Below are 22,389 nucleotides of genomic sequence, written 5' to 3' on the forward strand. Positions count from 1 at the left end.
CGGCCCGAACCGCTCCTTGCCGCCGCTCAGGTCCACCGCCTCCAGCAGGTACTTGTAGGCCGCGCCCGCTTTCACGCCGCCGTCCTCGAACTCGTACGGCGACCGCCCGACGACCAGCGCCCGGTTCAACTTCACGTAGTCCGCGGCGCCGCCCACGTCCTCCAAGCGGTAGAGGTTGTAGCCGGCGTGGTTCACTTCCCGCGAGACCTTCCACGTCACCAGCACCCGGCCCTCGCGCGCCGTCGCCGCGAACGACTCGAGCATAATCTCGTCGCTGCCGTATATGAAGCGGATGCCCCTTTTGTCGTCGCCCTCCAGCGTGCGCTTCTTCGTTTCGCCCGCGGAGGAATAGCCGTACATGGTGAATTCCCGGGATTCCGGGTCGTACAGGTCGGCGAGTACGAGGTTGTGGCCGAACTCGTGGGTCGCGATGTTCTGAACGTCCATACGAAAAGCTTCGCCCTTGTCGGACCACTTGAAGTTATGGCCGTTAAAGCATACGTCGTTTTCGACTACCCTATAGAACGTACCCGCGTCCTGGAGCCAGAAGATGTTCACGGCGATAGCGCCCGTCGCCCACGGCCAGGGCCCCTGGCCCGAGTAGCCGGGCTCGTACCACACGCAAAGATTGATGCCGTCTAAGCCCGTGTTTAACGTGCTCGTATTAGCGCCGCGTCTATTGCGGTACCACTGGCACCGTACGTTCGACCAGGTATTGAGCGCCGCCGCGAGCGCGGTAAACTCGTTATCGCAATCCGGCGTGCCGAGGTTGTTGAACCTCACCGTCCAGGGGATCTGCTCTTTGCCGTGCTTGCATATCTTGCCGCCGTAATAGAAGACCTTGTAGCCGAACGCCGGGGCCGCTACGGCGATTATCAGAGCGACCAAAAATACCTTTTTCACGTAACCACCTTTCGCGCAGGGCCTAACGGCTCGCGGCCGCCGCCACTTCGGCAAAGAATTCGTTTAACGTCTTTCCGGCCGGCAGAACGGTTCCGTCGACCACCGACATTTTACCCTGGGCGCCGTCCGGGCATTTGAACCCGCCGCCCTCGGCGGGGGCGAGGAATACGACCACATCTTCGCCTACCTCGAACGTCGGCTCCTCCATAATTACGAGCGCCAGGCCGGCGTATTCGCCGCCTATGTACCGCACCGTAACGTACTCGGCCGCGGTCGCGCCTACGACGACGTCGCTTACGCGGACCTCCGCCTCGGAATAAATTATCCCGGCGGCGTCGGGCGGGTACGACGTAACGTCTTGTACCGTCCCGGCAACGACCAACGTTGCGTGGCCCGCCAGCTCGGCGGTCGTAATGGGCAGCATCGCCGCCGACGCCGTTGCGACACACGTCGCGAGCAAAGCCGCGAGCCCTAAAACCTTTTTCCGCATCCAAACCTCCTATTGATAATGATTATTAATATCATTATAACCTAATTCGCCGCCGGTGTCAAATAATACTCCTCATCTTTTCTTCTAATTTAGGAGATGACTAGCCGGGCCCCCGGCGCTGCTTTCCGTTCGCCGCAACCGCGACCAAACGGCTCGCCCGACGCCGTCAGTGCGCGTCGCCGGCCAACATCTCGACGAAGGTCTCGAGCCTAAGCCGCTGCTGCGCCGACAGCGGCCCGGGCCGCTCCCCCTCCAACGTTAACACCGGAATAGAAACCGCGCGGCGTACGAGAATGTCCTGGATCCCGCGGTAGCAGAAGGATTGGACGTAATGCACCAGGCCGTGTACGTCGCGGCGTTCCGCCTCTCTCAATATGTCGGCTATGCGCGGCCCGGCGCCGTAGGGGTAGGTATAACGTGTGTACGCGTCGGCCAGGTCGTCGCCGCCCGCCAAAAGCGCGAATTGCCGCGGCAGCTCGTTAAATACGACCGCGGCCTCCAGGCCCTCCAGGAACTCGAAGAGGTCGTCGTTGATGGGGGGAACGCCGGCCACGCCCAGCCGCACGCGCTTGGTTTGCCCGCGCCGGCCCCGCGCTTCCGCCAAAAACCGCGCGGCTTTCTCTTCAAATTCTTCCGCCCCGGCGCCGAAGTCGCACGCTTTCAGCAGCCAGTCGAAGTTCTCGCGGCCGGACACGGCGCCCTCGCGCCACGTCAGCTCGTCCATCTCCGCCAGGAGCGCCCGGCTCCGGGAAAGCCGCGCGAATACCTCTTCGGCCGCGCCGACGGTCGTTTCGAATCGGCGGGCGAGCTTTTCTATTTCCCGGGCCATCGCCCGGCGTTCGGGTTCAGCCGGGAACGCGAACGTGACGACGTCGACGCCCTCGTCCGCCAGGACCTCGCCCAGCGCCGCGGCGTTGGAACAGTCGCCGCCCGTCACGACGACGACGCGCGCCAAACCCTCGGCCTTGACGGTCGCGTAGATACCTTTTACCCAGGCGCAGGTACTACGCGGGAAACCTACCGCTTCGGCCTCCAGCAGCGCGCGTTCGGCGTCGCCGCGCGCTATGAATAAATTATTGAGGTCTACCGGCGCGCGACCCGCCGCCCAAAGGACCTCGATGGGGAGGGTCGTCGTGATGCCGACGCATACGTCGCGCGCAAGCAAGCTAGGGCGTCACTCACCTCCGCGTCCGGCTTCGCCCCCCGCCTCCCGAATGTAGACGTAGTTGGCGCCGTGGCGCCGCTTACCGCCGAAGCCGGCTCCGCGCGCGGCGCGTTTCACGCCCTCGTACGACATCTCGGTCCACGTTTCCCGCGATACGCCGGACCGTACGCGTACCAACATCTCCTGCTCGACGCTGTACGTTAATTCGGTGTTGCCGGGGCTTTGCCAAACGACGCGGTATATGGCGTAGCCGGGTTTATCTTCCATCAGGTCGACGAGTGTTTGCGCCTGCTTATTCGAGCCGAACATCCGGCCGCGCCGGCCGAGGTATAGCGTCTCTTCGGTCTGGGTGGTGACTTCGGGTCGGCCGCCGGTCGTACCCTCCGGCTCCAATAGATCTTCCGAGAGCTTGAGCTCGCGGAACCCGGGACGGTTCACGCGCAGCGTCGCCACCAGCGCCAGCGTATCCGCCTCGGGCGAACGCGCCTTGGCCGCGTCGAAGTAGACGTCCACCCAGACGACATCGTACCCGTCGTACCGCTCCCTGTCGAAGTAGTTCAAAAGCCGCTCGATATCCTTGGTCGGCGTCGACGGGTCGACGGCTATGTTCATCCGCACCGACGGCTCCGCGGCTTCGTCGTCCACGTTCATTCTGCCGACGACGTATTCCACCGGCGGCGGCGTATACCCTTCCGCCGGGGCCGCGCTCCCGGCGCCCTCTTCCCCGCCGCGGCGGCACGCGGCCGTGGAAATAAGGACGGCCGCCGCGAGCCAAATGACCGTACGACGTCTCATAGTCTCCATCTTACGTCGCGCCGCCCAACCGCTCATAAGACCGCGCGAGCCCTTTCAACGTCAGGTCCAGGTCGACGCGCGGCGCCGTCTTCATGACGGGAGCTACCACGTTGGCCAGGCCGCCGGTCGCGACCAGGGCGCCGCGCTCCCCCCTCTCCTCCCTCACCGCCTCGACTATCCCGTCGGCGGCTCGAGCCGCCCCCAGGATGATGCCGGCCCGAAGCGCTTCGTCGGTGTTCCGGCCCACCACCCGCGACGGCATCGTGAACTCGACGGCGCCGAGCCGGGCCGCCCCGGCGAACAGGGTTTGGGCGGAAATAACTACGCCGGGCGCGATAACGCCCCCCACGTACGCGCCGTCGGCGGCCACGACGTCGAACGTGGTCGCCGTTCCGAAATCCACCGCTATAGCGGGCGCGCCGTACAGCTCGCGCGTCGCGAGGGCGTTGACGACGCGGTCCGGGCCCACCTCCGCCACGTTCTCGTAGCGGACCTCGATGCCCAACGCGTCGTAGTCGTCGCCCACTACCACCGGCGCGACGCCGAAATATTTCTCCAGCGCCGCGGCCAGGCGCGACGTGAGCGGCGGCACCACCGAGCACATCACCGACGGCAACGCCGTCGCGTCGCCGCCGTTCAGCTCCACCAAATGGCGTAATTGCGCGCCGTATTCGTCCGCGGTGCGCAACAGGTCGCTCGAGACGTCGACGTGAAAACCGAAGCGGCCGCCGACGAAATACCCGCCGGCGATAGACGTGTTGCCCACGTCGAGCGCGAGCAATTTTTCGCCCATAAGTTACGGAGTTAAATTGGAGGAAGCGGCGCCCGCCGGATTTCCCGCGCCGCCGGTTTACGACGTTGATTCGTTCTTCCCCGGCTCCTTGTCTTCCGCTTCTTCGGTAATTTTACCGCTAATGTCCCGCGAGGCCTTTTTGAATTCGCGAATACCCTTGCCCAGGCCCCGGCCTATCTCCGGCAGGCGTTTGGCGCCGAATAAAAGCAGCGCTATTAGTAGGATAAGTAAAATTTCCTGTATGCCTATAGAACCGAACATTTTTATCAACCCCTGTATGTTGTGGGTTGCGGGGCTCCGGGCGCCGCGCTAGAAGGCGGCCGAGACCGACGCCCGATGGCTGGGCTCGAGCCCGGTGTCGGAGAGGAAAGCGTAGTCGACGCCGAAGGAGGCGCCGAGCGCCCTCACCGCGAGGCCCACGCCGCCGGCGAAGGCGGAACGCTCGCTGCCCAGCCGCAACGCCACCGTCCGCCGGTACCACCACTCCGCGCCCCCGCAGAAGTCGAAGCTCGCGTCGCCCGCGGCGAGCTGAGACGCGAAGTCGTAGCCCGCGAACTTGACGTTGCAGTCCGCCGCCAGCGTAAATTCGCTGTCCCACTTCGCCACCGCGCGGCGGTACGCTCCGCCCAATTTGACGTTCGTGGGAATGGTTTCTTTCTTACCGGTATCCCATTTTAAATTCGAATAAATATTTTGGACGTTCACGCCGACGGTAAACGGCCCGAACGGGCCGGCCTTGGCTGCGACGTCCAGCGCCTGGCCGGATGAATCGGCTTCCTCCTCGAAGTCGCCCAGGTGGCGCCCGATTATGAAGATGCCGCTCGCGCCGACGTTAAATTTGGGCCACAACTTCCGGCCGTACGAGCCGTATAGGGCGTAATCCCCCGAGTTCGCGTACCCCTTCAATACCGGCCGTTTGTTCGGCGACTGGGGGTCGTTCCACTCGGTTATGGGGATGCCGTCGACGGCGCACATCAACAAGCCGCCGCCCACGGCGCCGTACTTGCCGAGGTTGTACGCGCCGTAAATGCTGTCGTACGCGGCGAGGCCGTTGAAGGTGTAGGAGTGCATGGCCGAGAAGGCGGCGCGCTCCACTCCGGGCATCCCGGCGGGGTTCCAATAGGGGGTCGTAGCGTCGTCGGCTACGGCGACGAACGCGCCGCCCATCCCCAGCGCCCGGGCGCCGGCGCCGTACGTCATCCAATCGGCGGCGTATTTATTTTCGTCGGCATTTGCGCTCGCCGCCGCTATCGCGAGAAGGGCCGCGGTAATTATTAACGGTCTCATATCGTTTACCACGCTACCTCAGTTTAAACATCTTCTGCCGGGCAACGATCTTCTGGCCGCCGGCCCGGGCGATAATTTTATAGAAGTAAACGCCGTTCGCGATGCGGTCGCCGTCGCCGTCGAGGCCGTCCCAGCGGATCTGGTTGTAACCCGCCGGCAAGCCGCCGGTTTCCAACTTCTGTATCAAACGGCCGGTGGCGGTGTAGATTTTGATAACCAGGCTGTCGATGTCGCTCGAGGAGACGAACGTGAAGTAGGTATCGTCCCGGAACGGGTTCGGGCAGTTCATGATATCCGCCAAGCCTAAGGCCCCGCTCACGACGCACTGGATTTTGCGCTCGCTCTTGTTGCCCAGGTTGTCGTGCGCCGTTACGGCGACGTTATTCAAACCGTCGGCCAGCGGGATCTTTTTCTCGACCGAGCCGGCGCGGTAATCGCCCACTTCGGCTTTGTAGTAATAAGTCAGGTCGAGTACCGTCGGTTCGGCTCCGCCGCTTTTGCTCAGCCGGGCGTAGAACGGTACGAAAGTTTTCTCGCCCGCGTCCTTGTCTATGGCCTCGAGGTTGCGCGCGATGAGGACGCCGTTCTCGTCCCGTACGTCCACTAAAAGCGTAGGGTTCGGCCCGGTGGGGTCGCCGCTGCGGAACGAATAATCGTTCAGGTAGATATCGATATCCGGGCCTACTTTGTCGCCGGAGCTGACTTCGCCCACGACGTTGACGGTCACGGCCTCGTTGCAAACGTATACTTGCCGGAAGCCCGCGCCGTAGGCGAGGCCTTTAACGTAAATTACGCCGTCCTCCGCCACCGGCGCGAGCGACGAGAAGCGGTACGGCGACGCCACGGCCGGCGCCGGCGGGGCTCCGTCCGCCGCGGCCGCGGCCGCGCTATCGGCCGCCGCGGGAACCGCCATCGCCGAAGCGGCTTCTCCGACAGCGACGGCCGGGCCGGCGTCGAAGCTGGGCGTGGGGTTGACGGGTACCGTCGGCACGACCAACGCGGCCTCGAAGCGGCCGTTTACGACCTCCACTTCGGCCGCGGTGAGTAAACGTTCCCGGAAGATGTCTTTTTTCAAATCGTCGGCGTCATAGAAATACCAAGGCCGGTCGAAAAGTTGTACTACGGCTTTCCCGTTGAAGTTGCCCGGTAACGTGCCCACAACGTTGAGCTTCTCGCCCCGTTTCACCCGCGTTTTATGAGGGGTTAACTTCAACCCCGGCCTCGGCGTCGCGAGCGTCAACGACGGGTCGCCGAGCAAGACGAACATGTCACGTATCGCCCCGCCGCTTTCTACCTTCCCCACCAAGTGAGCTTCGCCCACCGTCACGCCGTTCGCCCGCGCCCTCTTGTTCGGGAAGACGTATCCGTAAAAACTTTGGAGGAAATCGTGTTGCCCCCCCTCGGTCCCGAGGCGAGTCGAACCCAGGGCCGCCACGCCGGCGTTACGGGGCGCTTGCAGGATGTATTCGCTGATCGACTGGCCGAAATCCAACGGGTCGCCCTCCTGCCATGTCCACAGGTCGAAATAGGCGGTCGAACAAGAGCATTGTATGATGACGGGCAAGTACGGGCCGTTCTCGAGGGCGTCGACGTCGTCGATGGGGGGTCTATCTTTATGATGGAGGAACAGGTTCTCGTGGGACCAAACCTCGGGGCCGCCGTGGCCGGAGTAGTGCATTATAATGCCGTTAAAACCCTTGAGGAAGTCGGGCTTCATAATCCTGTCGACCCAATATTGGCGCTCGCCGCGGTTCATATAGTCGAAGCTTTTTTTATGCTCATAGTCGGGGAATCGGCGGTTCAACCACTCGATGTTTTCCTTATGGACCTCGAAGCCCAAGGGGGTGTAATTGGTCTCGATGTCTTCGTTGTCGCGCGTGAAGAAGCCGCCCCCCCCCTCGGATTCGGTCTTATCGTCGTTATCCGCGACGAGGATAAGGCGGCTGTTCCACGGACCGTTGGCCGGGTGTCGCTCGTACGCTACGGTTTTTTCCACGATGGCGTCGATGTTATCGTCGAACGGCGCGGAAAGGCGGCCTACGGCCAGGTCCGGAGCGAGGCCGACGCTCATGGCGATGAAATAATTGTCCGAGGCGGAGCGGCCGTTCGACTGCGTATTGACGTAGTAGGTCGGAACCTGGTTGCGGCCGAACTCGCGCCATAGCTTGCGGTCGGTGAAATTGTCGTAGTTGTCTCGATGGTCCTTGTAGGCATCTCCCACCAAAAGGAGATGGTCGGGGAGCTCGCCGCCCGGGCGGTAGATGGCCCTGCGATAAAGGTCCTTTACCAACGACCGTATCGCGCCCGGGTCGTACAATCCCCACGAATACTCGTCGTAGACGTCCGTAACGCGGGCGACGAGTACGTTAAGGCCCGCGGCCCGGCGTAAGTTGACCAACGGCATCACGTTGTCGTAATAACCGTCGTAAACGACGACGATAAGGTCGACGTTCTCGTCGAAGTCGCGCAGCTTCGAGCCCGCGTCCAGATACATATCCCGCGGCGCGCGGTCGGCCGCCGTCGACGACGCGGCAACGTACCAGCACTGGCCCGACGGAACATCGTCCGTGAACCGAAGCGTGTACTCGTTTCCCTCGGCCTTAACCTCGAAAACCGTCAGCTTCCGGCCTCGCGTAACGTCGTAGACTACCAGGTCGTCGGTGGTAAAGCCGGGAACCTCGAAGAGGACCTTGCCGTTCGTACCGGGCGGATTGGAGAAATGGAGATAATCCTGGTACGCGCGGAAGTGCCGCGGGTATTCGAACTCGAAGTGGTCGAGCATTATGAAGTCGATGGGCGCCCGGTCCCCCTTCTCCTCGAAGTAGATATCGTTTTGGCCATCGACGAGGTACGTACTGGGGAATCGGTCGTGGAAGTACGTCTCGTCGTCCGCGGTATATCCGTCTCTTTCGATTATTATATGGTTATTATCCGGGTAGTTTAAATATACGAGGGTATGGTGGGGCCCGTTGCTTTCCGGTAAACCCTTTTGCTCGCGGACCATCATCTGGAAGTACGTCTGAGGCGCGCCCTTGTCGTTGACCGGGTCCTTCAGCGTAAAAGACTTTTCGCGGGATTTCCCGGTCGGGGCGTTGAATACGCGCCAATACCAATATTCGTCTTCTTGCTGTATTTGCGTCTCGGTCTCGGCCACGTCCTGGTTGTCCTCCTCGAGACGGATGCGGTCCCAGAAGTAAGCGGGTTTCGCCCCGCCCGCGGGCGCGACGGCCGAGGGTACCGTCCTCTTCCCGGGCACCGCGTCCGCCACGAGCCAATAGAAATTATACCTCGTGAACCGGTTCTTGGAGAATTCCTGCGAGCCGTTTTCGCCCGGTTCGACGTGTTCGAAGAAGTCGCAGCCGTGGCCGTAGAACTCCACGTAATCACCCGCGTCGAACCGGCCGTCTTCCTGACCGGCCACGTAAATCGGGAGCTCGGTCAGACCCGGCGGCTCGTAGTTGAAATCGCGGGGCAGGCGTTCAGCGGGGCCGGTGAAAAAGCGCAAGTTGGCGGGGTTGAGGGTGTCCACCGGGAAGCCGGCCGTTTTGAGCTCGGCGTACCCCAGCCGGTACAACGCCTCCTCCTCTACCACTACCTTCAACGCCGGTTTATCGGCGAAGGCCGTGGCCCAAATATCGCCGTCCTTGGCGGGAGCGATGCCGCCGGCGAAAGGCCACCGCGACGCCACCTCGCGGTTGAGGACCACGGCGGGGATGACGCGGGTGAAGATGCCGTCCTCGGCGGGGCGCGCGGGGTACCGGGCGTTAGGTCGGCGGACGCCGCCGCGGAACGATACCCGTACGACTACGCTTTTAACCACCCTCAGCGTGGCGGTCGCCGGTTGGTATTGGTAGGGGTAAACCGCTACAGACAACAACCGGTAGCCGCGCATTACGTCCTCGCCCTCGAGCTCGGCGAGCTTGGCGGGGTAAGTACCTTCGCGGTATGCCTTCGCGTCTAAAGTGAATACCTCTTCCAAGGTCTGCTCGCCGTGCCGTTCCTCGACCTCGAGCCGCGGCCGCGGGTACAAGTTAACCCCCGTCCGCACGTCGAACGACGCCCTCTCGAGCTCGACCGAGACGAGCGCCTCGGGGGGCGCCGCTACGCGGACCCGACGTACGAGCAATTCCGGCTCGCCGGCTTCGCCCGCCGCCGCGAAGTACGGTAAGGAATACCTCTCGAAGCGCCGGCCGCCGGCCTCCACCTTAGAAACGCCGGGCTCGGGGACGGTAACCTCGAAGGTGCAACCGCCCTCGCCGGAGGAGAGCAGGACTACTTCGCCTACGTCGGCCGAGGAAGTGTCCCCCGGCGCCCCGGAAGTTACGGTCGCCGGCGTTACGGGCCTATCGGCGGCCCCGGCGGAGGCCGGCGAAGGCGCTACCGGCGGGCCCGCCGCAGGCGACGGCACCGACGCCGGTGCCGGGGCAACTGCTTCCGGACCCGCCGCCCACGCCACAGCTCCCAGTATCAAAACAGCTAAAATAGCACGTCGCATATTTCCTCTCATCTTAACGCCGTCTTTATTTAAAACGGCGAAAAACTATCATACCGGGGCCGAAATAGCAAGGCAAATTAACCTACTGCAATATATCCTTTAAGAAAGAGGCCAACGTCTCGAGCTGTGTTTGCCTATTATAAGTGGAAACTACCGCCGGTTCCGTTTCATATTTTATGCCGCCCCGCCGCCACGCCCCGAACGCTTCCACCAGGCCGTCGGCTATCGCTTCCGTATCCTCGGGCCCGACGACGACGGCTCCCCGCGTCGCCTTAGCGATAACGTCGCGTACTTCGCCTTCGGGAACGGCGGCGAACAACGGGCGCCCGACGCCCAGGTATTCGTAGAGTTTGCCCGGGACCAGCGCGGGCCCCTCCTCGGCGGCCATCGCCAGCGCGAGCAGGTCGGCCCCCAAACACGCCCGCAGCGCGTCCGCGTGGCGGACGTAACCGACCGCGAAGGCCGCGCCCCTCAACCCCAGGTCCTCCGCCGCCCGCACGTCGTCGGCGCGGCTTATGCCCAGCATATAGAGCTTCGCCCGGGCCGCGAAGTCGCCGTCGCGCTCCCGCGCCAGCGCGAACCCCTCCAGCAGCGGCCGCGCGCGCCGGCCGCCGCGGAACGAACCGTTGTGGACGACGACGAAATCGCCGCTCCCCGCCTTGGCCAGCGGCGCGCCGAAATCGGCCGGGTCGAAACCGTTGGGCAACGTCAGCGTCCGCCCCGCCGGCACCCCCGCCTCGACGAAATTCCGGGCCATCGCCGCCGTGTTGGCGACGGCGCCGTCGGCGGCCCGCAACACCCATTTCTCCAACCCCCGATGCAACAACTTATTTATGAAGAAAAGGCCCCGGCGGAGGTGGTGCGTACTCCACAAATCGCGGAAGTCCGCGACCCACGGCCGCCCCGTCAAGATCTTCAGCTTCAGGCCGACGAGGTGACAGGATTCCGGAGGCGACGTCGTCAACACGACGTCGTACCGACGCCGCCGGTGAAGCCGGAACGCCTTCGCCGCGGCGAAAGGCAGCCACCCTATTTGCTCGTCGGGGACGAAGAGGTGGCGCGCCAGCGTATGATATACGCGGCCGGCCTTCCGTGCCGGGGCCCCCGCTCCTTCGCGGCAATACCGCTCTGCGTCGGCGAAGCTATCCAGCCGCGGCGGCGGTAGCGGCGGACGCCACCCCAGCAGCCGGCTGAGGCGCAACGGCTCGAGGCTTCCGGCGCGGTAGACGGCGACGCCCTCCAGCTCGTCCAGCAGCGACGGGTCGTACGCGTGATAGCGGATATTCTTTACGGTTAATACGTCGACCTCCCAGCCGCGTTCGCGCAGGTAGCGGGCGAACTTGACGGGCCGGTGCACGCCGCCGCTGGCGAGCGGCGGGAAGTTGTGAGCTACGATAAGTATCCGCTTACTACGGTCCCGCGACATCGTCGAATAACGCGGCCAGCTGCGCCGCCAGGTTCCGCCTCTCGAAGCGCGCGAGCCCCGCCGGCACGGCGCCCGGGGCCGTCGAGCGTCCGTCGTAAAGCCTCGCCAACGCGGCTTCCGCTCCCTGGGCGTCGTCCGGCTCCACGACCGCCCCGGCGCCGAACTCTTCGACGAGCGCCGCGGCTTCGCCGTCCGGCGGCACGAGCGCCAGTATAGGCCGGCCGGCGCGGAGGTACTCGAAGATCTTGCCGGTCAACGTCGCGCCGGCGCCCGGTTGCGAACCGATAATTAATAAATTTACGTCCGCGGCGCGTACGGCCCGGACGGCGTCGCCGTGGCTCAGCAAGCCCGTCGCCTCCACCCGGACGCCGTACCTATCCATCCCCGCGCGGACCGCGCGCGGCATCGGCCCCAGGAACAGGACGCGGAAATCGTCGCCGCTTAAACGCCGTTTCGCCGCGAACGCCGACGCCGCCCGCAGGAACGTCCACGGCATACGCCCCGGGTAGAACTGCCCGGCGTACGCCACCGTGAAGGGCCCGGCCGGCGCGACTTCCGCCCCCTCGAAATCGGCCTCGTCGTAGCCGTTGGGTACGAATCGCGCCGGGACGTTTTCCCCGAGGCGACGCCGGAACGCGTCCGCCATACCGCTGGTGACGGCGACGACGGCCGCGGCCTGCTCGAGCACGCGGCCCTCCGCCCGGCGCGCCCGCCGGCGATGGAAGGCCGTAGGGAACGCCGCGAAAGGGTTGTCGGCCCAGGCGTCGCGGTAGTCCAAAATTAACGGGACACCGGCCTCGCGCGCCAGCGCCGCGGCCGCGACGTGCGACGTAAAAGGGGGCGCGGTAGAAAAAATAAGTTTTACGGGGGAACGCTGGAGAAGACGCCGCGCCGCGCGCGTCGCCGGGCGGGCGAACCTCGCGTAGACGTCCGGAAAAGAGAAGAACCGGCGAGCCGTCAACGCGGCCTTCCGGCCGGCCTTCGCGAAAAAACCGGGCCGCCGGCGCGCGAACGCCCGGGCGACTTCCGCGCCGTCCTCGAAATCCCGGCCCCGGCCGGCCCATATCACTTCCGCCTCGGCCGGCAGCTCCTCCAACAACGACGCGTCGTACGCGTGGTAGCCGCCGGCGCCGGCGACGACCAGCGGCCGCCAAGCGAACGCGGGCAAATATTTGACGAACTTGAGCGCCCGCAAGACGGCGCCGCCGCCCATCGGTGGAAAGAAATACGAGAGGAATAGCACGTCGCGCATAAAAGATAAAAAGCCGGCGTCGTCCGGCCGCCTCCCGCCATACCTGTCAGATTGCCTTAATTAAAAGTCCCGTTCGACGACGTGGTACGATTTCAACTGCGTTAGAAAGGTGAACCGGGCGGCGTTGGGAACGCCCATCTCGTCGCCGGCGTATTGGAGGTAACCCTTTTGGGGTTTAAACCAGCCGTACTGGACGTAGCTCTGCTCGACGTCGCCGCCTTGCGTCATATGGAACACGGCGTAGACCGTCCGCCGGACCTTATAACATCCCTCGAACGTCCCTATGGGTATGGCGAGGTCCTCTTTCGTTACGACATGGCAGACGATCTCCACGTCGACGGCGTCGTCGCGGCCGTCGTTATCTACGTCCGCGGGCAGGCCCAGGCACAACGGCGAGAGACGCTGCTGCTTCGCCTCGAGCCAGCTACGATTCACGCGTAAGGGGTACTTTAGATATTCCCAAGGAGGGTCGAAGTAGACGGCGCCGGTGGGAACGCCGCCGACGTAAAACTCCCGGCCCAAACCCTCGACGTAGTTCTCGTCGTCGTCGCGGAGGAAACAGATCTCGTATTGGTCGACCCCCGGGGAAAAGCGTACGAGGCGCTGGGCGACGCGCCCGGCGACGACCACCTCGCCGTCGAAGGTTTCCGTATACTCCGAAGGTTCGCCGTAGGGGACGTTGTTGAAGTAGCGCTGGCAGCCGTAGGTCCAGCTCGAGCCGTCGCCGTTGGGGAAGTACGCCGGCGCGCCGCCGTCCCCTACCGGCGGCCTGTCGCCGACGTTGCTACAGCCGGCGGTGAGGGCGAGCGCCGCCGCCGCGATGGATAACGTCTTTCGCATATACGCGACGAGGGCCTCTCGCGGCCCTCGCGTTCGCGCCCGGAGGGATTCGAACCCCCAACCTACGGATCCGTAGTCCGTTGCTCTATCCAAATTGAGCCACGGGCGCTTTGGCATATTATTTTAACAGATAAGAACGTACGGCGTCAAGCGCTAGTGCCGACGGCCGTGTAAACCCCGCCCCACGATTCTGAAATACTTCCCCACCGCCCCGGCCTTGAGTACCGCTTTTACTTTCTCGACGACGAACCGCGCCGACGATACCCGCATTAAAATAAAGCCGACCCTCAGACGCCGCAGCTCCTCGAGCCCCAGGCCCGGTTGAAGAAGGATGGGGATATTGTCCGGCGGGCGGAAAAGCTTGCGCTGGCCTTCGTTCACGTACGGCGCCGACCACCTGAACCCCGGCGGCATAAGGCCGTTCTCCCAAGCGTACTTCTCGACGTACGTGCCCGGGTAAATCTTGACGCCGGCGTGGTAGCCGAAGAGGCGGATATATTTGCGGTTGCGCCGGATAAAGCGGTTGGTCTCCTTCGCCTCCTCGTACGTCTCGCCCGGGTGGCCTAGGGTGAAGAATACCTTCGTCAAAAGGCCGAGCTCCTTCGACCAGCGGAGGACTCGCTCGGCGGCCTCGAGCGTAATCCTCTTGCGGACGCAGTAGTCGAGAACGCGCTGCGAGCCGGACTCGACGCCGACGTCGACGTAGTAGCAACCGGCCTCCTGCATCCGGGCGAGCAATTCTTTATCGACGTTGTCGACGCGAATTTCGCATTCCCAGGGGACGTCGATGCCGCGGCGCTCGAGCTCGTCGCAGAAACCCTCGACGTGGCGCCGGCTCAGCGTGAACGTGCTGTCGAAGATCTTTATCCCCCGGGCCCCGTAATTCGTAATCAAATCCTCGACTTCGTCCGCGACCGCGGCGGGCGACCGCGCGCGGTACCTCGAGCCGAACATCGCCGACGCCGAGCAGAACGTGCAGCCTATGGGACAGCCTCGAGCCGTCATTATCGACGCGCCCGGTACGTCGTCGAGGTAATCCATCTTCATCTCGTAGCGGGGCATCGGCACGAGGGCCCGCGCCGGCGGCCCCAGCGCGTCCAAATACTTAATAGCCGGCCTGGGCGGATTATGCACCACCTCGCCGTCGTCGCGGTACGAGATACCCTTTATTTTACCCAAATCTTCCGGCCGGCCACCCGCGCCGGCCCAATCGGCTAACTCGCGGCAGGTTTCCTCTCCCTCGCCGCGGACGATAATATCTATGGCGGGGACATTTTGAAGGGTGTCGTCGGCCGTGAACGCGGCGTGGGGGCCGCCGTAAACGACGGTAGTATTGGGGCAAACTTCTTTGATGCGGGAAGCTGTCTCGAAGGAGGCGAAGCGGCTGTGGCTCGTGCCGCCTATCAGCGCGAGGGGCGGCCGCAACTCCTCGGCCACGCGAGCCGGCTCGCGCGCGTCGACCTGCTGGTCGACGAACTCGACGCCGTGGCCGGCCCTTAAAAGCTCGCCGCCGACCCATAACATCCCGAGCGGCGGCATCTTCTCGAAGTATCGAAGGTCCGGGTCGCGGGGGTGCACCGCGAGTACGCCTGCCCCCATACTTACTCCCTTGGGGTTTTTTCCCGGTTACCGTTTGGCCGCGTCGCCGGCCGCCCCCAGCGGCACGTCACGGACGCGGTCTTCCTCTCGCCTTACCTTGAAGCCCAGGCCGCGCAACAGCCCCCGCCACAGCCGGCGCACCTCGCCCACGCGGACCGCGCGCACGGCCTTCGTCAAAATATAACGCGGCGTAAGTATATATCCAAGCAAAAACCGCAGCCGCAGGCGCCTTAGCTCCCTCACGCCGAGCTGCGGCTGCAACAAGAGCGGCACGTTGTCTTTCAATTTGAAGAGCTTCTCGTTCTCCTCGTTCTCGTACGGCGCGGCCCAGTCGAAGCCGGGCGGCAGCAGCTCGCGCTCGCGGGCGTACGCCTCGACGCGCGTCCCGGGGTATATGCGGACCCCCGGGTTGTAGCCGCGGAACGTCATGTAGCGCGCGTACGTACGGGCGAACTTGTTGGTCTTCTTGGCCTGCTCGTACGTCTCGCCCGGGTGGCCCAGGCTGAACGAGACCTTGGTGTAGAGGCCCAGCTCGTCGGCCCATTTCATGACGTCGACGGCGCGCGCGAGCGTTATGCGCTTGCTGATATACTCGAGGACGTCCTCGTCCGCCGACTCGACGCCGAAGCAAACGGTGTAGCACCCGGCGCGCTGCATCCGCGCAAGCAGCGCCTTGTCGACGGTGTCGACGCGGACCTGGCACTGCCAGGGAATATCTATCCGACGGCGCTCGAGCTCGTCGCAGAAGTCCTCGACGTGTTTCCGTTTTAACGAAAAAGTGCTGTCGAAGATGACGAGGCCGCGGACGCCGTACCGCGTCACGAGCTGCTCCACCTCGTCGACGATGCTTCGGGCGCCGCGGGTGTAGTACCGCTTGCCGAAGAAGAACGACTCCGAGCAGAAGGCGCAGCAGATCGGGCAGCCGCGCGACGTCATAATTATCGTGCCGGGGAGGCCGAGGAGGTCCATCTTCAGGCGGTAGCGGCCCATCGGGACGAGGTGCCGCGCCGGCAGCGGTAGGGAGTCCAGGTCTGCCAGCCGCTCGCGCAGGGGCGTCGTCGCCAGGCCGCCGTCCTCGCGGTACGTGATGCCCTTTATCTTGCGGAGGTCCTCGGGCCGGCCGCCGCCGCGGACCTTCCAGGCGGCGAGCTCGAGGCAGGTGTCCTCGCCCTCGCCGTGGCCTATCAGGTCGACGTCCGGGATGCGCGCGAGCGTCTCCGGCGCGGTGAAGGAGGCGTGCGGGCCGCCGTACGCGACGGTTACCGACGGGTCGAATTGCTTAATAGCGGAGGCGTAGTCGAAGGCGCGGAAGCGGCCGTGCGAGGTCCCGGACAGCAGCGCGAGCCTGGGCCGCGTCGCCTCGAGGAATTTTTCGAAACTCTCCGCGGCGACCTGCTCGTCGTAGACGGCGACGGCGTAGCCGGCGCGCTCCAGCGCCGCGGCGATCCACAGCAGGCCGAGCGGCGGCGTGCGGTCCGGGATGCCCAGGTCCACGCCGTACGGGTGTACGCCGATTACGTCTACGCTCATCGCGATTTATTATAACAAAAAAGGCGCCCGGGTGGGGCGCGAGACGTGGGGAGCGGGTAACGTAGGGCCGGACCTTTAGGTCCGAGAGTGCCGTCAGGTGTTACCACCTGACGGCCGCTATCGTACGTCACGACCGACAGGACTGTCGGTCCCACCGATGGTAACATCCGACGCCACCCAACCAAAACCCCCGACGCCACCGAACGCTATATGGGTTCATACGGGCCGGCAGGAATGTCGGCCCCACTTTATAATAATATGCGGAGGGCGACGCCTTGAAGTAGGGTCGGGTCTTTAGACCCGGCCGCCACGCCGCCGGTATCGACCGCCGGTTGAAACCGGCGGTTAACGCCTACGCGGGTTACGCACCGGCCGCTGAAGCGGCCGGTTTCGACATATCAGAGTGCCGTCAGGTGGTACCACCTGACGGCCGCCATTATACGTCACGACCGACAAGAATGTCGGTCCCACCGATGGTAACATCCGACGCCACCCGTACAGGCCGACAGGAATGTCGGCCCCACTTTATAATAATATGCGGAGGGCGACGCCTTGAAGTAGGGTCGGGTCTTTGGGGCCGGCCGCCACGCCGCCGGTATCGACCGCCGGTTGAAACCGGCGGTTAACGGCTACGCGGGTTACGCACCGGCCGCTGAAGCGGCCGGTTTCGACATATCAGAGTGCCGTCAGGTGTTACCACCTGACGGTACGGTCGGTCTCGTAGGGCCGGGTCTTTAGACCCGGCCACCGAATTCACTTATTAATATGAGAAATCGCCGGCTACGCCAACGGCAAGGCAGGCCGACCTGAAGGTCGGCCCCTACTTTTTAACAATCCGCGAGAGCTTTTTAATAAGCCCGCGTTTTCGCTTACCTCCAACATTAACCGTTATCCAAAAAATCCCTATAGAAGAAAAAGTAGTAGGCGACCATGAAGGCCTCGACGCGGCCCGGGCGTACGTCGCCGTCGTAGTAAAGCTCGGTCCCGTACGAGCTGTTCTTGATGACGCCGTTCTCCATATAGCCCAGCGTGCTGTAGGAGGCGTTCTTGAAGGTGCCGCCGTCGTAGTAGCCGAGCGTGCTGTAGCTCGAGTTCTTGACCGTGTCGCCGTCGACGTACCCCAGCGTGCTGTACGAGGAGTTCTTGACGGTCCCGGTCTCGGCGTCAATGTAGCCGAGGGTGCTGTAGCTCGAGTTCTTGACGGTCCCGTCCTCGTCGATGTAGGCGACGGTGCCGTAGCTCGCGTTCTTAATCGTTATCTCGCCGGCGGCAAGGGCCGCGGCGGCCGCGGCCGAGAGCGCGATAATGGCGAACGTCTTCACGGCAACCTCCTTGAAAAAATTATAGCACATTAAGCCACGAAGGCAAAACAAAAGGCCGGACGCGGGCCCGGCCTATTAACGCGTAAAAATAATTACGGCGACGGCTGCGGGTTCATGCTGACGCGGCCTTTGTTTATCTCCATACTAACGACGACGACGTTGAAGACGTTGTCGCGGCAGCCGAGGCGCGCGGCGTCGGCCTGAACGAGTCTTACGTTATCTTAGGGGACGAGCTCGTAGACGCGACGCAGCCGCGCCGCAGCGAGTTTATCGTCGTAGTAGCCGCTCACGCCCGGCACGACCTATTTGGCCTGCGGGTCTTCCTGCATCATGCAGAAGACGTTCCCCTCGGTATCGGCGCAATACACGTACCAGCCGACGCCCGGCAGTGCGGTTTTAGGTTTGACGACCTTACCACCCACCGCCTCGGTTTTACGGACGTACTCGTCGACGTCGGCGACTTCGACAACGTTCCGGGTAACGTCGCCTTCGCCCCGCCGCTCGATCCCGCCGTCGATGCCGGGCTCGGACTCCTCGCCCGTAGTAACGAGCCAGTAGTCCGCCGGCCCTTCCCACTTGTCTATCTTCCAGCCGAAGACCTCGCGGTAAAACTTAACGGCACGTTCGGTGTCATCGGCCGGAATCTCGAAATGGATTACCCTTGGCATAACTATCGCTCCCTTTGTTCACTCGTTTAACGCACGGGAAACCGAAAAGAGTTATTCGGCAGATTCCTCCTCCGGCGACGGCCGCGCCCACCCGGGCCGCCTAAACCGGTAGACCAGCAGCGGGACCGCGCACACGATTACCATCCCCAAGGCCAGGAACGCCTCGTAGAAAAAGACGTTGCCGGTCTGAAGCTGCGCCGGCGGGAAGTAGCCGATGGCGACGGTGAAGGCCGCGGCCGCGACGGCCACGCCGGCCACGAGCCACATCCCCAACTTGCCGCCCGGGACCTTGTAGGCGCGCGCTACGCCGGGCTCCGAATAACGCAGGCGAACCGCCGAGACAAAGAGCAGGACGTACATCACGAGGTAGAGCTGGGCCGTGAGCGCCGTCAAGATCCAATACGAACTGCTCACCGTCGGCATGAGCAGGAAGACGAGCGAGAGCGCCGTCACGATGAGCGCTTGGACGACGAGGATGTGGGTCTGGACGCCGCGGCGGTTGACGCGCTGCAGGAAGGGCGGCAGGAAGCCGTGGCGCGCGACCGCCAACAGGCCTTTACTCGGGCCCGCGATCCAGGTGGAAATTTGGCCAAAGACGCCGAACGCGATGAGCAGCGCAACTACCGGAATAAGCCAAGCCAGGTGGAATTTATCCAGGAACGCCGTGAAAGCCTGCATCAAGCCGGCGACGAGGCTTATCTTCTCGCGCGGGACGACGACGGCTATGGACAGCGTGCCGAGGACGAAGACGGCGAGCACTACCAAAGTCGCTATTAGGATCGCTTTGGGGTAATCGCGTTGGGGGTTCTTGACCTCCTGGGCGTGGGTAGCCGAAACCTCCATCCCGGCGAAGAACAACAGCGTGCTCGCGGCCAGCACGATGCTGCTCATCCCGCCCAGGTCGGGGACGAACGCGGCGCCGCTCAGCTCGAGCTGCGACGGGTTGCCGAGCGCGAGCCAGGCTATGCCCAACCCGATAATCAACGCCCCGGGCACCAGCGTGCCGCCGATGACGCCGACGGTGCTTATCCAGCCGGAGGTTTTCATGCCGCGGAAGTTGACCAGCGTCGCGCCCCAATAGGCCGCGAGGATTACGGCGAGCGCGTAAAACCTGTTGTTGGCCAGCGCGGGGCTTATGGCGAACGCGAAGGTGGCCGCGGCGAACGACAACACCGTCGGGTACCATATCACGTTCTGCAGCCACTGCAGCCAGATAGCTACAAATCCCCACCTCGCGCCCAGCGCCTCCTTGACCCATACGTAGACGCCGCCCCGTTTGGGCCATCCCGTCGCGAGCTCCGCGGAGACGAGCGCCGTCGGGATAAGGAATACCAGCGCGGCCACGACGAAGAAGAACACCGCCGTCAGGCCGTACTCGGCCATCGTCGGCAGGCCGCGTAAACTCGCGATCATCGCGACGTTGACCATCGCGAGCGTGAATACGCTCAGCACCCGGCGACTCGGCCGCGGCGTTTTATTATCATCCATCTTGTCCGTCCCCGGCTTTTACGCTCTGGCTACGCGCGGTTCAGTTAACAAAGTGTCCTCTTCTCGGCGACCGCTTCGGCGCCAACGCCTCCGTCTTGGCGCCCTCCAACACGCCGCACGCTTTCACGACGTCGTCGTACAGCATATCGGCCATGTCGCGGCTGAAGTTCTCCTTCACTACGACGCGCATGATGGCGATTTTCTCCGCGTTCGGCGGCAGCGTATACGCCGGTACGATCCAGCCGCGCTCGCGCAGCTTGTGCGAGAGGTCGAAGACCGTATACTTCGCCGGCTCCTTCAACTTCACGGTGACGATGGGAAGAAGTTTGGCCGTATTCAATACCTCGAACTTACCCGAGCCGGCCAGCCGCTCGGCAAGGTAGCGGGCGTTCGCCAGAACGTTGGCCGCGATGCCGGCGTAGCCGCGCCGGCCCAGCCGCAGCAGGTTGTAGTACTGCGCCAGTATCATGGCGCTCCCGCGCGAGAAGTTCAGCGTGTACGTCGGCATCTCGTCGCCGAGGTAGTTGACGTAGAAAATCAAATCTCCGGGCAAGTCGGCGTGGTCGCGGAAGAGGAGCCACCCCAGCCCGGGGTAAACCAGGCCGTACTTGTGGCCCGAGACGTTGATGGACTTGACCTGCGGCAGGCGGAAGTCCCACACCAGCTCCGGGTTGACGAACGGCGTTATAAAGCCGCCGCTGGCCGCGTCCACGTGGAGCGGGACGTCCCAGCCCTTCTTCTTTTTTATCTCCACCAGAAGGTCGTTGACCTTCTCGATGGGGTCGGCCTCGCCGGTGAAGGTCGTGCCCAGTATCGCGCCCACGCAGATGGTATTCTCGTCGACGCGCTCCTCCACCCCCGCCTCGTTTATAGTGAAGCGGTTGGGCTCCATCGGTATGATGCGCGGCTCGACGTCGAAGTACTTGGCGAACTTGTCCCAGCTCACGTGGACGTCGGCGCCGAAGACGATGTTGGGCTTGTCGCAGGGTTCTCCCTTATCCTGGCGCCGCTTCCGCCAGGTCCACTTGTGCGCCAATACGCCCAACATAATGGCCTCGGAGGACCCGACGGTGGCCGTGCCGGCGAAGGTGGTCTCCTCCGGCGCGTTATACAAACGCGCCAGCATGTTCACGACGCGCTCGTGGATGACCTCGGTCTGGGGATACTCGAAGTGGTCGATGTAGTTCTTGCCGATGTTTTCCATTATGAGCTTGTCGGCTTCGGGTTCCATCCAGGTAGTGACGAAGGTCGCGAGGTTGAGCGCCGGGTTGCCGTCGAGGGTGAGCTCGTCGTGGACCAGCTCGTACGCGGCGTTGGCCGGCATCCCCTCCTCCGGGACCTCGTACTTCGGCACGCCCTCTTCGAAGTACCGGGTGCTGTACGTGCTGGCGTGGCCCCTCCTCGAGACGTCTAGTTGCAAGATATCGACCTTTTTCGATAACATGACGTACCTCCTTGTGTTACGGTACGTTCCGGCAAAGCCCACGTTGGGACGCCGCGGCCGCTCGGCAGCGAGTTTGCCTTCGTAGTAGCCGGTCATGCGAGTACGGTTAACCGAGACCTTACTCGCCGCCCAACTCGTTGGCCCGGTCGAAGCACTCGAGCGCTTCTTCGGCGCGCCCCAACGCGTTGAGTACTTCTCCCTTGCCGCGCCAGGCCGCGGCGTAGTCGCGCTTCACCTCCAGCGCGCGGTCGTACGCGGCGAGGGCCCCCTCGTAGTCGCCGGCGCCGACGAGGACGTTCGCCTTGTTGTACCAGGCCTGCGGCGAGTCGGGCTTGAGCGCCGCGGCGCGCTCGAAGCACGCGAGCGCCTCCTCCCACCGCTCCAGCTTCGCCAGCGCGGCGCCCTTGTTGTTCCACGCGTCTACCAACTCGGCGTCGAACTCGAGCGCGCGGCCGTAGCACGCGACAGCCTCCTCGTATTCGCCGGCGCGGTTATGCGCGGCGGCCTTGGCCGCCCAGGCGCCCGCGAACCCGGGGTCGAGCGCCAGCGCGCGGTCGTAGTCGCCGGCGGCGACGAGGATGCGGGCGTAATTGCCTTTAATAGTCTCGTCGTCGGGCCGCAACTCGCGGGCGCGGCCGTAGCACTCGGCCGCGACGCCGTATTCCCCGAGCGCCGCGTGGGCCCGGCCCTTGTTGTTCCAGGCGGCGGCGTCCTCCGGCTCGAGCTCGACGGCCTTCGCCAGCGCGTCGGCCGCACCGGCCCAGTCCTCCGACTTCAGCAGCGCGCCGCCAAGGGCCGACCACGCCCCGGCGTAGGCCGGCTCGAGCTCTATCGCCCGGCGGTAGCTCTCGGCCGCCTCACCGTAGCGAGCCAACGCCGCGAGGGCCTTGCC

General features: G+C 64.0%; 18 protein-coding genes and 1 tRNA gene. All 19 read right to left on the bottom strand.

The window, feature by feature from the left end; translation table 11 throughout:
• Positions 1 to 903 (bottom strand): matrixin family metalloprotease (locus VMX79_05640; protein HUV86578.1); only part of this gene is annotated, 903 nt, incomplete at its 3' end.
• Positions 904 to 925: 22 nt separating this feature from the next.
• Positions 926 to 1,393, bottom strand: a complete 468-nt coding sequence (locus tag VMX79_05645) for a hypothetical protein (GenBank protein HUV86579.1) — start codon at positions 1,391 to 1,393, stop codon at positions 926 to 928.
• A 166-nt stretch (positions 1,394 to 1,559) separates the two neighbouring features.
• On the bottom strand, positions 1,560 to 2,558 hold the full coding sequence (locus VMX79_05650) for a 2-hydroxyacyl-CoA dehydratase (protein ID HUV86580.1): 999 nt from the start codon (positions 2,556 to 2,558) through the stop codon (positions 1,560 to 1,562).
• A gap of 9 nt (positions 2,559 to 2,567) precedes the next feature.
• The gene (locus VMX79_05655) at positions 2,568 to 3,353 is read right to left on the bottom strand and encodes a hypothetical protein (GenBank protein HUV86581.1); all 786 of its coding nucleotides are present in this window, start codon (positions 3,351 to 3,353) and stop codon (positions 2,568 to 2,570) included.
• 10 nt (positions 3,354 to 3,363) lie between these two features.
• The gene (locus VMX79_05660; GenBank protein HUV86582.1) at positions 3,364 to 4,146 is read right to left on the bottom strand and encodes a type III pantothenate kinase; all 783 of its coding nucleotides are present in this window, start codon (positions 4,144 to 4,146) and stop codon (positions 3,364 to 3,366) included.
• 57 nt (positions 4,147 to 4,203) lie between these two features.
• The gene (tatA, locus tag VMX79_05665; protein ID HUV86583.1) at positions 4,204 to 4,407 is read right to left on the bottom strand and encodes a twin-arginine translocase TatA/TatE family subunit; all 204 of its coding nucleotides are present in this window, start codon (positions 4,405 to 4,407) and stop codon (positions 4,204 to 4,206) included.
• Positions 4,408 to 4,455: 48 nt separating this feature from the next.
• Positions 4,456 to 5,433 (bottom strand): PorV/PorQ family protein, encoded by a 978-nt coding sequence (locus tag VMX79_05670; GenBank protein ID HUV86584.1) that lies wholly within the window; start codon positions 5,431 to 5,433, stop codon positions 4,456 to 4,458.
• 13 nt (positions 5,434 to 5,446) lie between these two features.
• The gene (locus tag VMX79_05675; protein HUV86585.1) at positions 5,447 to 9,928 is read right to left on the bottom strand and encodes a C25 family cysteine peptidase; all 4,482 of its coding nucleotides are present in this window, start codon (positions 9,926 to 9,928) and stop codon (positions 5,447 to 5,449) included.
• An 82-nt stretch (positions 9,929 to 10,010) separates the two neighbouring features.
• Positions 10,011 to 11,354 (bottom strand): glycosyltransferase, encoded by a 1,344-nt coding sequence (locus VMX79_05680; GenBank protein ID HUV86586.1) that lies wholly within the window; start codon positions 11,352 to 11,354, stop codon positions 10,011 to 10,013.
• Complete coding sequence (locus VMX79_05685; protein ID HUV86587.1) at positions 11,338 to 12,606, bottom strand: glycosyltransferase; 1,269 nt, start codon at positions 12,604 to 12,606, stop codon at positions 11,338 to 11,340. Before VMX79_05685 ends, VMX79_05680 begins: the two co-directional genes overlap by 17 nt.
• Before the next feature lie 60 nt (positions 12,607 to 12,666).
• Positions 12,667 to 13,446 carry a hypothetical protein gene (locus VMX79_05690; GenBank protein ID HUV86588.1) on the bottom strand — a complete coding sequence of 260 codons (780 nt, stop codon included), beginning with the start codon at positions 13,444 to 13,446 and terminating at the stop codon, positions 12,667 to 12,669.
• Positions 13,447 to 13,480: 34 nt separating this feature from the next.
• A tRNA-Arg gene (locus VMX79_05695) sits at positions 13,481 to 13,555 on the bottom strand.
• Between the two features lie 44 nt (positions 13,556 to 13,599).
• Positions 13,600 to 15,045: a radical SAM protein gene (locus VMX79_05700; GenBank protein ID HUV86589.1), complete on the bottom strand. Its 1,446-nt coding sequence runs from the start codon at positions 15,043 to 15,045 to the stop codon at positions 13,600 to 13,602.
• Between the two features lie 27 nt (positions 15,046 to 15,072).
• Complete coding sequence (locus VMX79_05705) at positions 15,073 to 16,575, bottom strand: radical SAM protein (protein ID HUV86590.1); 1,503 nt, start codon at positions 16,573 to 16,575, stop codon at positions 15,073 to 15,075.
• Between the two features lie 881 nt (positions 16,576 to 17,456).
• Positions 17,457 to 17,897: a hypothetical protein gene (locus tag VMX79_05710; protein ID HUV86591.1), complete on the bottom strand. Its 441-nt coding sequence runs from the start codon at positions 17,895 to 17,897 to the stop codon at positions 17,457 to 17,459.
• A gap of 302 nt (positions 17,898 to 18,199) precedes the next feature.
• Complete coding sequence (locus tag VMX79_05715) at positions 18,200 to 18,565, bottom strand: VOC family protein (GenBank protein ID HUV86592.1); 366 nt, start codon at positions 18,563 to 18,565, stop codon at positions 18,200 to 18,202.
• Positions 18,566 to 18,616: 51 nt separating this feature from the next.
• The gene (locus VMX79_05720) at positions 18,617 to 20,053 is read right to left on the bottom strand and encodes an amino acid permease (GenBank protein HUV86593.1); all 1,437 of its coding nucleotides are present in this window, start codon (positions 20,051 to 20,053) and stop codon (positions 18,617 to 18,619) included.
• A 40-nt stretch (positions 20,054 to 20,093) separates the two neighbouring features.
• On the bottom strand, positions 20,094 to 21,497 hold the full coding sequence (locus tag VMX79_05725) for a glutamate decarboxylase (protein ID HUV86594.1): 1,404 nt from the start codon (positions 21,495 to 21,497) through the stop codon (positions 20,094 to 20,096).
• Positions 21,498 to 21,615: 118 nt separating this feature from the next.
• On the bottom strand, positions 21,616 to 22,389 hold a 774-nt coding region (locus VMX79_05730; protein ID HUV86595.1), incomplete at its 5' end, for a tetratricopeptide repeat protein.

This window comes from bacterium, assembly GCA_035529855.1.
Lineage (GTDB): Bacteria > RBG-13-66-14 > B26-G2 > WVWN01 > WVWN01 > WVWN01.